The sequence below is a fragment of the Scytonema hofmannii PCC 7110 genome (assembly GCF_000346485.2).
Taxonomy (GTDB): Bacteria; Cyanobacteriota; Cyanobacteriia; order Cyanobacteriales; family Nostocaceae; genus Scytonema; species Scytonema hofmannii.
Window position 1 is genome coordinate 6,586,548 of the sequence record NZ_KQ976354.1, and the last position, 12,258, is coordinate 6,598,805.

Below are 12,258 nucleotides of genomic sequence, written 5' to 3' on the forward strand. Positions count from 1 at the left end.
ACATCTTATGTCCTATCTTCAACAGCTTTAAGCACTTCTCGATACCAATTACTCTCTTGAGGATGAATAATAAAAACATCAAAACCATGGTCTAGACCTTCAAGGCGAATACCTTCAGAATCATCTACATGAAGATCTATACCAAAATAACAAGGATATTTACTAGGAGCATATTTGTTTTTCCAAAACAGACGGGGATTATTTTTAACTAAGCGCTCGTGTTTATACCCGTTCACAACATTATCGATACGAATTCCATAAAAGAAAAACCAGCACTTTAAATAACAAGTAGATCGATAAGATGTAGTATAAATCCACAGACTATGATTTTGTTTTTGAAGTTTCCGTAATAGCGATCGCGTACCTAAGCGTAAAGATTCACGAAATAAAGGTTGCAAGAAGAAAGGAACACAATTTGGTTCTAATAGACACGAAGGCTCATAACAAATAAGAGTATCATCTAGATCGAAGGAAATACGCATTGATGAAAAAATATAAAAATTTTTATAAACTTATTGATTATCAGTAAATACACATAGTCATTCTATGTAATTTGTGTAAATTTGAGCGATCATCTCCCGAAATTCTTTGACCATTGGGGCATCTAACTATTTACAAATGATTTAGAGTAACAATAAGCCATTTGAAGCAAATATGAAGAACATTATAGAAAATGTCAAACAAAATATAGCGCAAAAAAAAATACTTTGGGCGCACCCAATTGCACAAGAACTACAAAAATATCACTATATTTTGGCAATTCAATGGACAATAGAATGCATAAAAATATATTCATCTGAAATTAAATCAGATAAGTTTTCCAAGCTTAATAGATATATTCAACAAGCAATGGATGAGCAAAATATTTTAACTCCTTTACAGTGTAATGGAATTAGTCGAGAAATATGGTACTTACCAGAAAGGGAAGAAATTCAAACCGCTATAGCTCGACTATGGGGTTCTATAGCAGCTTTTAGAGATGGAGAAGAACTGGGTGGGATCGTAGAAACCACTATGGCTGTTGAATTAGTATTACCTGATACATCCGACAGTCATCTATTAGATCGATACCTAGAAGCTGCTGTAAGAATTTGTGAAGAATATAACTCACAAAACGAGGCATATGATTAATATCTCAATTTAAAACCATTTACTGGTAATACTTTCAACTATTATGTCCCCAATGACAGCTTTGTTAAAGCTACGCCAATTTACGGTTCTAAGCCTTGACGACGCTTTTCTTCAATAATTCGTGTTAATTCATCAATAGAGTTAAGCTTTTTACCATTTTCTTGGAGACGCAACACCGCTTCATGTACTGCATCCTTATCATCACGATGATCGAGAATATATTGCCTTAACTCCTGCTGTGTCATGGTTTGATAATCTGGTTGTATCATATCGCGCTCGCTTTCTAAATATCAGGAATTTGCCAATCAATTTCAGGCTTACCAAAAGAGCTTAATGCTGAATTGATAGCTGAGAAAGCTTTGCTACCAAAAAATCCGTTACGTGCAGATAGCGGCGAAGGGTGTGCAGATTGCACAACAATATGCCGATTGGTATCTATTAACTTCAGTTTCTTTTGTGCGTAACCGCCCCACAGTACAAAAACCACAGGGTCTGTCTTTTGATTCACCTTGTTAATAACAGCATCTGTAAAAGTTTCCCAACCTTTGTTTTTGTGAGAATTTGGAGTATGTGCGCGTACAGTTAACACGGCATTTAACATCAAAATCCCTTGTTTAGCCCATGTTACAAGGTAGCCATTATTAGGAATATTAAAACCAACATCATCTTTGAGTTCTTTATAAATATTAACTAACGATGGTGGAGGCTTAATACCCGGTCTTACAGAAAAACACAATCCATGTGCTTGATTATCATCGTGATAGGGGTCTTGTCCAAGCAAGAGGACATTCACTTGTTCGTATGGTGTGAGTTCAAAGGCTGAAAAGACATCTTCTTCAGGAGGATAAATTGAGTAAGATTGTCTTTCCTCTTTCAGAAAATCTTGAAGTTTTTGAAAGTAAGGTTTATCAAATTCCTCAGCAAGTACAGTTTGCCAAGAAGTAGGAAGTTTTGTCATTTGTTAGTTGTTAGTTGTTACTGGTCACTGGTCACTGGTCACTGGTCACTGAATTACACCAACTTTTTCACATACATTTTTCAGAACGCACTCCGCACACTTTGGTTTTTTTGCCGTGCAGGTGTAACGTCCGTGAAGAACAACGGCTGGTCCCCAAAAAGTCCATTCTTCTTGAGGAACTAGTTGCATCAATTCTTGCTCTATTGTTTCTGGCGTTTTACGTTTTGTTAAGCCCATGCGTTGGCTAACCCGAACGACATGGGTATCAACGATGATTCCAGAAGGAATACTAAAGGCAGTGTTGAGGACTACATTGGCTGTTTTGCGAGCCACTCCAGGTAGAGTTACCAGTTCATCCATTGTTTTGGGAACCTCTCCTCCATATCTCTCAACAAGGTCTTGACACATATTTTTGACTGTTTTGGCTTTGTTGCGGTAGAAGCCAGTTGGTTTCAGTTCTTCTTCCAGTTCTAAAATATCGGCGTCAGCATAAGCCTGAGCCGTGGGGTATTTAGGAAATAAGGTTTTAGTGACTTTGTTGACGCGTTCATCAGTAGATTGTGCTGCCAGAATCGTTGCAACAAGGAGTTGAAGCGGAGTTTCCCAATCTAGCTCGTATTTAGCATTAGGATAGATTTGTTTCAATTTATTAAGAATTATTTCAATATTTTGAGTATTGGCGGGCATAAAAATAATGTTATTAATTTGACTATTCTTTAGCCCGTTATACCTCTTTAAACAAAATTTGGCAAAGTAGGGAAAACCCATGGGGATCTATCCCTAATGATACAGTCCTGACAATAAATACAGCTTTTCTGAATTCAGTTGCGCTTTGTAAATAACATAAAGTTATATACGCTGTTTATGCTTGTACAGGCTACTATGTCTTTTCTATCCAAGCTACGTCCATCTATTCTTATTCTCTTCAGCCTCTTCTTAAGTGGAGTGCTGTGGGTAAATGATTTTTCTGTTGCTGCTATCCAGACAGAAGTTGCACCTGTTTCTGGTCTTTCCCTCACCCAAGGAGTGCGAAAAACTGTTCTGGATAATGGTTTAACCGTACTTACCAAGGAAGTTCACACTTCCCCAGTGGTGAGCGTACAAGTATGGTATCGAGTTGGTTCGCGCAACGAGCAAGCAGGAGAGAATGGCATTTCTCACCAGCTAGAGCATTTGATGTTTAAAGGAACTACTGACCGTCCGGTACAGTTTGGTCGGTTGTTGAGTGCTTTGGGTAGCCAGTTCAATGCTTTTACCAGTTATGACGAAACGGCTTATTTTAGTACAGTACAGAGCGATAAACTGGATGCACTGCTGACTCTAGAAGCAGACCGTATGGAAAGCGCTTTGATTAAATCTGACCAACTCACAAGCGAGAAACGCGTTGTTATTTCAGAGTTGCAGGGCTATGAAAATTCTCCAGGGTATCGTCTCAATCGTGCTGTCATGCGAGCTGCATTTCCGAAACGGGCTTACGGTTTACCTGTGGGAGGTACGAAAGCCGATGTAGAAAAATTTACTTTGGAGCAAGTCCGCAATTACTACCAAACATACTACAGCCCTGACAATGCAACGCTAGTCGTTACCGGAGATTTTGATACTCAAGCCGTTCTCAAATCCGTTCAACAAAGCTTTGGGAAACTACCGAAACGAGGACGAGGAGACAAACCAATTCAAAATTCAAAGTTCAAAATTCAAAATCCGGAATCTCGGTCTACCTACCGCACACTTTCATCTTCCCCAGTCGCCAGTCGCCAGTCGCCAATTGTTCTAAAAGAGCCTGGTAGTGCAGCACTGTTACAAGCTGTATATCCTTTACCTGATGCCAACCATCCAGATGTAGCTGCCATTGATGTAATGGATGCTATCCTGACTGGTGGACGCAGTTCTAGACTTTACCAAGCTTTGGTGGAAGCTGGTTTGGCTAGTTCGGTGAGTGCGAGTCCTGCAGAACTGATTGAACCTGGTTGGTATGAAATTAACGTGACAGCAGTTCCAGGTCAACAACTTTCTAAAATTTCTCAAGTTCTACAACTGTCTTTAAAAGAACTTCAACAAAAACAGGTTGCTAATGATGAGTTGAACCGGGCAAAAACACAACTCCAAGCTGCTTTTGTTTTAAACAACCAAGATATTACAAGCCTTGCAACTCAATTAGGATACAGTGAAACTGTGTCTGGTGATTATCTTTACATCAAGCGGTATCTTGAGGCAATAGGCAAAGTTTCAGCCGCCGATGTACAGCGAGTCGCAAAAACTTACCTGAATCCGGCTCAACAAACTATCGGCTTTTTTGAACCAACTCTTCGTGATGGTAAATCAGGAGAAAAGAGTGCTAGTTCTGGTCGCACTGTGGAAAACTTCAGTCCTGGTAAACCTGTAGATCCAGCTGAACTTGCGAAATACCTTCCTGCTGCTAAATCAACGAGTGTTTCTACGAAGCAACCAATACCAGAACAATTGATCTTTAAAAATGGTTTGCAAGTTATCTTACTTCCCGATCGCAGTGTTCCTACAGTTAACCTGAGCGGACAAATTCAAGCGGGTAGTGTATTTGACACCAATCAAAAAGCAGGATTGGCTAATCTAGTTGCTTCCAACCTCATGAATGGAACCCAAATTAAGGATGCTTTAACTCTGGCAAAAACTTTGGAAGATCGAGGAGCTAGTTTGGGATTTCAGGCGACTCGTGAAGGGGTTAATATTAGTGGAAATGGCTTGTCTGCTAATTTACCAGTTTTAATTGATACTTTGGCTGATGTCGTGCAAAATGCTAATTTTCCCAACTCTCAACTCGAACTCAGCCGTCAGCGATCGCTTACCAGTTTAAAAGTCCAGTTAGACGATCCTCGTGGGTTGGGAAGACGGGTATTTCAGCAAACGATTTATCCAGATAATCACCCTTTCCATAGCTTCCCCACAGAACAGAGTTTGAAAAGTATTACTCGTGACGATCTTTTGCGCTTCTACCAAGAGCACTACCGTCCAGATACAATGACCATTGCTCTGGTTGGTGATTTTGAGCAAACTCAAGTCAAAGCTTTGCTAAATAAAGCTTTTGGTGAATGGAAATCTGAGGGTAACCCACCAACGCTCAACTTAGCTTCAGTATCATTGCCACAGAAGACAACACAACTAAACCCTTTGATTCCCGGTAAGGCAGAAGATGTCACTTACATTGGCTACAACAGTATATCTCGGAAAGATCCCCGTTATTATACTGCTTTAGTACTGAATGAAATTTTGGGTGGCGATACTTTGTCCAGCAGATTGGGTACTGAAGTCCGCGATCGTCAAGGTCTTACCTACGGTATTTACAGCGTTTTTGCTGCTGGTGTTAACCCTGGTCCGTTTTTAATCCAAATGCAAACGGCTCCAGGAGATACTCAAAAAGCAATAGCCAGCGCAGTAGCTTTGCTTAAGCAATTGCGAGAGCAGGGAATTACAGAAGCTGAGTTAAATGCTGCAAAACGCTCAATTACAAACAGTTACCCTGTAGAACTGGCAAATCCAAGTAACGTAGCGGATGTGATTTTGGGCAATGCCATTTACGGTTTGTCTCCTGCAGAAATCCGGGAGTATCCCAAGCGCATTGAAGCAGTTACTATCGCTCAAGTGCAACAGGTGATTCAGGAGTTAATTCATCCAGATAAGTTGGTGATTGTTACTGCAGGACCGGGAGCGTGAATCAGTGAACAGTGACCAGTGACCAGTGACCAGTGACCATTTTTGCTGGGAACTGATAACGGGGCAAAAAACCCGGTTTCTCCCTGTTGCAAAGCTTGATATCTCTTATGCTCAACTCGAAGAAACCGGGTTTTTGGGATTACTAGACCGCCCCTCTAGCTACTGCTAAAAATTTTTACATAGATGCTTTGATCTGTACCCAGTAGCCTCTGGGTGGTTTTTCGATACCGTATCCTTTGCACCATTTTTCTATTGCTTTATCAGATAAACCAAAATCCTTTGCAATTTGGCTTGTCGGCTTTTCCCACACCAGTTTTTCTAATTCTTCTTTGCTGGGTCTTGGTACTTTGCGCCTGTTGATTCTTGCTTCCGTGTTAACTTTTCTGGTTGTTAAATCAACTCCAAATTCTTTGTAAGTTCGCTTGGTTGCATCTTCTGTAAAATCTGTAAAGTCTTCCCACCAGTAGAAAGGCTTGGGCGACTTTGGCAGTGTTGTTCTGATACAACAACCGCCAAACTTAATGGCTGGATAAATAACTTTATCTATGTCTGGAAAGTAAAGAGCATAGAAGTCAAAGTCATCTGCTTGGTACTTTTTTTCATGACATCCGTTTTTATCGACCCAACTCGTTTTATTTTTTACTGTGTTATGAGCAGCAAACTTAGCTTGTACCCTGTAACATTTACCTTGTTTGTACGCAATTAGATCGAAGGCTAGATGTTCGCAAACAACAGGTGTAAAAACTGAGTATCCCTTGACTGTTAAGTCCGCGACCGCTTTAGCAGCTGCAATATCAGCTTTATTTTTTGTATGATGTAGCAATACCAACTCCTAACTAAGTGTAATTATCGTAACACTTGGAGAGTATAGTAAGTTAATAATGTATTAAAACGAGCGCGGCAGGATTCGAACCTGCGACCAACGGATTAGAAATCCGTTGCTCTATCCACTGAGCTACGCGCCCAATCAAATCTTCTGGCTATTGAAATAGTCAGTTTCTACATTATATCTGTACTTCCTTGCAAAAGGCAAATTAAAATTATTGCAGATTTCACGTCGTCAAGGCTAAGATCCAAGGCGCTAGATATTATATGTACACTCACAACCCCGCTTATGAAGTATTTGTTAGTTATGCCGATTTATCAATGAGTTTGTCTCGGCAAGCTCTAAAAACTGCGTACAAGGCTGCATCAAAAGCCATGCAGCTAGCGTGCGATGATTTATCCCATGTATAGAACGCCCCGGTAAGGTTAATTGCCAGTGTCATGTTTATTTTGAAACGGCAGGATGTAGAAATATCTACCATTCAGCACCCAAAGCGAGAACAGCAGGTGCCAATCCTCTATTATCAGGGGCAAACCTTTCGGTTAATCAGTGTCTTCAAAGCTAGCCAAGAAGAAGAGGCTAAAGCTTTGTGGAGAGATTTAACCGATAACCGAGGCAAAGCCTGCGTTCTACTAGAGGAACCCGATCGCTACAGCGTTTGGGGTAAAGTTCGTGTAGAGCAGATAGGTAGTGACACGGGGAGTAGTAGCAAGATGGGAATTTTTACCCTTGCCAGTCTTGTGCTGCTGCAATCTGTGTTCATCGACATAGAAGACTTTTTAGGTTCAAAACAAGCAACATTATTTCAAAAAAGTGTTGCCGAAGTCATGCAGCAATGGCAGTTTCCTCTGGTATCCTCACCAGAGACTTTCAAAAATCTGCTGACTATGGACTTACAAGAGCTAGCCCAACTGCCAAGTTGGCAAGAACATCATGTGATTACGTTTTTGCAAGAATTGCATCGATTGGCAAAGGCATCTTTTGGCAATACCAACTTTGCCCATCAAGTGGGCGAGAGGTTACAAGAGATGCCAGAAGGCGAGCGAGCGCTTTTTATCAGTTGGCTAAATCAATCTCCCTTGAGTAAACTATGGCATTAACTGACAGCAGTTTTTAATGAGGATTAACTGGTCACTGGTCACTGGTCACTGATCACTGATCACTGGTCACTGGTTCAAAAAAACTGCTAGAGTGCATTTATACTGTAAAGTTCTATGAGTAGCGCTTACAACAAAACACACCGAAATAAATCCATGTTCTCCACCCAGAACATCGTCTTGGCAAGTATGGGCTGGGGTGTACTTGCACTGTTATACTTTATGTTATTCAGTGCCAGAATTCCAGACACAGATGGCATAGAAAAACGTGCTGAGTGGTACGTAATAGGTACAAATATTTTTGAAGCAATGGCTTACTTAGGTGCTGGTATCTTATGTTTGAGAAATTGGCGAAGCCCACAGATCGTCAGCGGTCGAAATGTGTGGCTGGCTATCGGCATCGGTATGCTTTCTTATTTCCTTGGAGGGATAATTTTTGGATATACGGAGATAGCCTTAGGAAAAGAACCCACTCTTTCTTGTGCTGATGTCTTTTTTGTAGCAAGTTATTTGTTACTGGGTGCGGGTATGGTTTTGGCAGTGGCTTCTAGAAGGCTGAATCTGGACAAGTGGCAGTGGGCAATTGTGCTGGCGATCGCAGTACTTGGGAGCGCATTAGCATGGTTGATTTCCAGTCAGCCACCACAGGAAGCAGCCAAAGTTGCCATCCCAACATGGGAAGAAAATACGGCGGCAATTTTAAACTGGTTTTATATCGTTAGCGATGTACTACTATTAGTGATTGCGTCCACTCTACTGCTAGCCTTTTGGGGGGGAAGAGTTTCCCTATCATGGCGGATGATAGCAGCAGCAGCATTTTCGCTGTACGTAGCCGATATGTGGTTTAAATATGCCACAAATTGGATTCCAAATTATCAAAGTGGAGAGATACTTGAGGTATTTTGGGTGTGGAGCGGAGTTTTATTTGGCTTGGGCGCTGTTTTAGAACATGACGCATCAATAAACCGTTCGCGGCGTGCAGGCGGAAGAAAAAGAACTTAGATTAAGGAATGGCTGGTGTCCTACCGTGAGAAAACTAACAGAATCAGACAAACAAGAAATTCTAAAGTTATATCGTGAAACTGCTGAAACAACCTCGACTTTGGCAGAACGTTACGATGTGAGTAATTCCACGATTAGCCGCTTGCTAAAAAGCACTTTGCCAGAAGACGAGTACGAATACCTTGTTTCTTTAAAACGTGCTGCTAGAACTCCTGAAGGCAGGGCACAAGTTAGCTATGACAATCTACCCGTGTTTGCTCACGACGAACAAGAAGAACAAGAGGAAGAACAAATAGCAACTCCCGTTGTTGCTCAGAAAGTTGTAGAGGTTCAACCACAAGAAGAACTAGAAACAGAGAAAAAACCCAAACCTCGGAAAGTCGTTGAGCCAACATCCACTAAGAGCAAACGCGAATCTCCGAAAGTTGTTGAGCCAACACCCATTAAGAGCAAACGCGAATCTCCGAAAGTTGTTGAGCCAGTATCTACTAAGAATAGACGAGTGAAGCGACGCTCCTCACTATCTGAAGAAGAGCAAGAGCAACTCACTTTACCAGTTATGGAGGAACCAATCGCCGAACAATTGGAATTGTTAGAACAAAAATCACCTGAAATCACAAACATTCCCAGCCCATTGGAAGAAAACACCCATCCACAAACAAACGTGATAGCGGAAATGTTTGGTGAGGACTTGCTAGACGAGTCAGATGATTTGGATGATTTAGACGATGATGACGAAGACTATGACGACGATGATGACGATGAAGATTTTGAAGAAAGACCACGGCTAGTAGCAAGAACAAGTAAGAGTGATTCTGTTCGAGTTCTACCACTGTCAGCCGCAGCTTTACCAAAAACGTGCTATCTCGTCATAGATCGTTCCTCGGAATTAATTACCCGACCACTGAGAGATTTTGGAGATTTAGGACAAATTCCTAACTTGGAAACCCAGCAAAGAACTCTACCCGTGTTTGATAACCATCGAGTTGCCAAACGCTTTTCCACCAAACGCGATCGCGTGATTAAAATCCCTGATAGTAAAATGTTACATAAAGCACGCTATCACCTGCATGCCAAGGGAATCACTCGACTGTTAATTGATGGTCAAGTTTATTCTTTGTCATCGACTACGGTTTAGTTAATAGTTAGTAGGAGCGCAAGGCTTTGCGCCCCTACTAACCACAAACCATTAACAAATTATGAATGAATCCGTTAAATACGGTGTAGTGTTAGTAACAGCTTCTTCCGTGGAAGAGGCAGAAACAATAGCAAATGCCCTTGTGGAGGCTAAGCTAGCTGCTTGTGTGAGTATCATGCCAATCCACTCTATTTACATTTGGCAAGGACAAAAACACAAAGAGCAAGAATGGCAGTTATTGATTAAAACTGACTTAGGAAAATTTCCTATAGTGGAAGCAAAAATTCGCGAACTACACTCCTACCAAGTTCCAGAAATTATTGCGCTATCTGTAGTTGCTGGTTCTCAACCTTATCTTCAGTGGATTTCTGAGCAAGTAGGTTGATATAGCAATTCCCACTTTTATAAGATACAGGAAGAAAGAAATAACCGCAGATGAAGGCTGATGGACGCTGATAAATTTATACCTTAGCAGACTTTAGGATTAGTCTTATTCTAGAAATTTTAGTAACAAACAACAGATGCTAAACGAATTGCCAAATTAATAATGTCGTATTTCCGAGCAATCTGCTCAGTCCATTCTTCTGGAATATTTTCTACTCCATAATAAATGCCTGCCAATCCTCCTGTAACAGCAGCAGTTGTATCTGTATCTCCACCTAAATTGACAGCTTTTAATACTGCTTCAGCATAAGATGAACTATTCAGCAAACACCAAAGTGATGCTTCTAATGTATCGATTACATACCCACTTGAATTAATGCTCTCTTCTGATAACTGAGCAATTTCACCACTCATGACTCTGGCAAAATGCGATCTCTCTGAAGCGTACTTGGTATCTGAGTAAATACCTTCTATGTTTTTTAATCCTTGTTGATAAGCTGTGTTTGGATCGGCTCCTTCTAAAAGACCAACTGCAATACTAATATAAATCCCGCAAGCCATTTGTGACCTGAGATGAGCGTGAGTGATGCAAGAAACTTGATGTGTTCGAGAAATAAGTTCTGAAAAAGTTAATATTTTGTAACAGTAAGCCATAGGCAAAATTCTCATTAAGGAGCCATTTCCATTACTTCTTTCACTCTTTTCTCCTGCTTCTAAAGGTAGTGCTCCTTGTTTGAAATTCGTAATGGCAAGAAATGTTGTATTGCCTATGTCAAAGACTTCGCCACGTGCTGTCCAGTGATTATCGTTATACCAGCGCCAAAATGACTGGGCGATCGCATCCAGTGAAAACCCATCACAAAGACACTCAGCCAAGCAAAATGTCAGGGAACTGTCATCAGACCATGTGCCTGCTGGTACATCCCAAGTTCCGTAACCCTGCATTGATGTGACCGGCGATCGCGATCGTTCTGCACGGGTAGTAAATTCTACTGGAACACCCAAAGCATCCCCTACGCATACTCCCATGAGTCCAGATAAAACTTTTGAAGTCATTGATGTTAGTAAATTTCTATTTTTCTTTTTTGTAGCAAATAAAATAGGTGGGCAATGCCCACCCTACAAGAATATTTTATTTAAATCTTGTGGTACGGGCATCCTGCCCGTACTACGAATTACTCATCATGAGCAAAACGACGAAACAGGTAATCAAGAGCGTAGTTGCGAAGTTGATAGTATTTTGGATCTTCCATAATTCGAGCACGATCGCGTGGACGGGGGAAAGGAATATTTAAGATTTCACCAATATTTGCTGCAGGTCCATTCGTCATCATAATCAAGCGATCTGCAAGGAACAACGCTTCATCAATATCATGAGTAATCATCAGTACCGTGCATCGCCGTTCGTTCCAAATTTTCAGCAATTCTTCCTGTAATTCTTCTTTGGTGATAGCATCTAATGCCCCAAATGGTTCATCTAAAATGAGCACTTGAGGACGAATTGCCAAAGCTCTTGCGATCGCAACCCGTTGTTTCATCCCCCCGGAAAGTTGTGTTGGTTTTTTGTCAGCAGCTTCTGTTAGTCCCACCAATGCTAGATGTTCCCGTGCGATCGTTGATTTCTGTGCTTTTGGCTTGTTAGGAAAAACAGCATTAAGTGCCAAGTAAATATTTTCAAATGCAGTGAGCCAAGGTAACAAAGCATAGTTTTGGAAAACCATCATCCTATCTGGTCCCGGTTGAGTGATGGGCTTGGAGTTCAGCAGCACCGAGCCACCAGTAGGCTTAGTAAAACCTGCAACCATGTTCAGTAAAGTTGATTTACCACAACCGGAGTGACCTATCACGCAGATAAACTCGCCCTGATTTACGGTGAGGTTAACATCTTCTAGTACTACGAAAGGACCCTTTGGTGTGGGATAGACTTTAGAAACGTTTTCCATCACCAAGAAAGGTTGGGGACGGGTAGGAATAGCAAGAGGCTGTGTAGATGTTTTGGTCATTGCGCGAGAAGTAAACGTGCGAGTGTTTATAT

The 12,258-nt window shown here is 41.2% G+C and carries 15 protein-coding genes and 1 tRNA gene; 8 read left to right on the top strand and 8 right to left on the bottom strand.

The window, feature by feature from the left end:
• Window positions 1–5 precede the first annotated feature (5 nt).
• The gene (locus tag WA1_RS27375; protein WP_017745594.1) at window positions 6–482 is read right to left on the bottom strand and encodes a hypothetical protein; all 477 of its coding nucleotides are present in this window, start codon (window positions 480–482) and stop codon (window positions 6–8) included.
• Window positions 483–654: 172 nt separating this feature from the next.
• Between WA1_RS27375 and WA1_RS27380 the strand changes: the two genes are divergently transcribed.
• Complete coding sequence (locus tag WA1_RS27380; RefSeq protein ID WP_017745595.1) at window positions 655–1,131, top strand: hypothetical protein; 477 nt, start codon at window positions 655–657, stop codon at window positions 1,129–1,131.
• 80 nt (window positions 1,132–1,211) lie between these two features.
• Here the strand turns inward: WA1_RS27380 and WA1_RS27385 are convergent, their stop codons facing one another.
• The 3 genes from WA1_RS27385 to nth are packed head-to-tail and all read right to left on the bottom strand — an operon-like array spanning window position 1,212 to window position 2,776.
• The gene (locus WA1_RS27385; protein ID WP_017745596.1) at window positions 1,212–1,400 is read right to left on the bottom strand and encodes a DUF6887 family protein; all 189 of its coding nucleotides are present in this window, start codon (window positions 1,398–1,400) and stop codon (window positions 1,212–1,214) included.
• Window positions 1,401–1,414: 14 nt separating this feature from the next.
• Window positions 1,415–2,089, bottom strand: a complete 675-nt coding sequence (ung, locus tag WA1_RS27390) for a uracil-DNA glycosylase (RefSeq protein ID WP_017745597.1) — start codon at window positions 2,087–2,089, stop codon at window positions 1,415–1,417.
• A 45-nt stretch (window positions 2,090–2,134) separates the two neighbouring features.
• Window positions 2,135–2,776: an endonuclease III gene (nth, locus tag WA1_RS27395; RefSeq protein ID WP_017745598.1), complete on the bottom strand. Its 642-nt coding sequence runs from the start codon at window positions 2,774–2,776 to the stop codon at window positions 2,135–2,137.
• 195 nt (window positions 2,777–2,971) lie between these two features.
• Here nth and WA1_RS27400 point away from each other — a divergent pair, with 195 nt between their 5' ends.
• Together WA1_RS27400 and WA1_RS57315 are read left to right on the top strand one after the other, a co-directional pair.
• On the top strand, window positions 2,972–5,776 hold the full coding sequence (locus WA1_RS27400) for a M16 family metallopeptidase (protein WP_017745599.1): 2,805 nt from the start codon (window positions 2,972–2,974) through the stop codon (window positions 5,774–5,776).
• A 25-nt stretch (window positions 5,777–5,801) separates the two neighbouring features.
• Window positions 5,802–5,945: a hypothetical protein gene (locus tag WA1_RS57315; RefSeq protein ID WP_158516706.1), complete on the top strand. Its 144-nt coding sequence runs from the start codon at window positions 5,802–5,804 to the stop codon at window positions 5,943–5,945.
• 6 nt (window positions 5,946–5,951) lie between these two features.
• On the opposite strand, the gene WA1_RS27405 is transcribed toward WA1_RS57315, so the two are convergent.
• A complete protein-coding gene (locus WA1_RS27405) occupies window positions 5,952–6,599 on the bottom strand; it encodes a group I intron-associated PD-(D/E)XK endonuclease (protein ID WP_017745600.1) in 648 nt (215 codons plus the stop codon).
• A gap of 69 nt (window positions 6,600–6,668) precedes the next feature.
• A tRNA-Arg gene (locus tag WA1_RS27410) sits at window positions 6,669–6,741 on the bottom strand.
• A gap of 127 nt (window positions 6,742–6,868) precedes the next feature.
• Between WA1_RS27410 and WA1_RS58800 the strand changes: the two genes are divergently transcribed.
• The 5 genes from WA1_RS58800 (at window position 6,869) to cutA (ending at window position 10,224) form a co-directional block, all read left to right on the top strand.
• Complete coding sequence (locus tag WA1_RS58800) at window positions 6,869–7,012, top strand: hypothetical protein (protein ID WP_201789124.1); 144 nt, start codon at window positions 6,869–6,871, stop codon at window positions 7,010–7,012.
• A gap of 30 nt (window positions 7,013–7,042) precedes the next feature.
• Complete coding sequence (locus WA1_RS27415) at window positions 7,043–7,702, top strand: Npun_F0813 family protein (protein ID WP_017745601.1); 660 nt, start codon at window positions 7,043–7,045, stop codon at window positions 7,700–7,702.
• A gap of 114 nt (window positions 7,703–7,816) precedes the next feature.
• A complete protein-coding gene (locus WA1_RS27420) occupies window positions 7,817–8,701 on the top strand; it encodes a hypothetical protein (protein ID WP_026134906.1) in 885 nt (294 codons plus the stop codon).
• Window positions 8,702–8,726: 25 nt separating this feature from the next.
• The gene (locus WA1_RS27425) at window positions 8,727–9,839 is read left to right on the top strand and encodes a primase (protein ID WP_017745603.1); all 1,113 of its coding nucleotides are present in this window, start codon (window positions 8,727–8,729) and stop codon (window positions 9,837–9,839) included.
• 61 nt (window positions 9,840–9,900) lie between these two features.
• Window positions 9,901–10,224, top strand: coding sequence for a divalent-cation tolerance protein CutA (gene cutA / locus WA1_RS27430; protein WP_017745604.1), 324 nt, complete (start codon window positions 9,901–9,903; stop codon window positions 10,222–10,224).
• A gap of 119 nt (window positions 10,225–10,343) precedes the next feature.
• On the opposite strand, the gene WA1_RS27435 is transcribed toward cutA, so the two are convergent.
• Complete coding sequence (locus WA1_RS27435; protein WP_017745605.1) at window positions 10,344–11,279, bottom strand: ADP-ribosylglycohydrolase family protein; 936 nt, start codon at window positions 11,277–11,279, stop codon at window positions 10,344–10,346.
• A 119-nt stretch (window positions 11,280–11,398) separates the two neighbouring features.
• Window positions 11,399–12,226, bottom strand: a complete 828-nt coding sequence (locus WA1_RS27440) for a nitrate ABC transporter ATP-binding protein (RefSeq protein ID WP_051077082.1) — start codon at window positions 12,224–12,226, stop codon at window positions 11,399–11,401.
• Window positions 12,227–12,258: the final 32 nt, after the last annotated feature.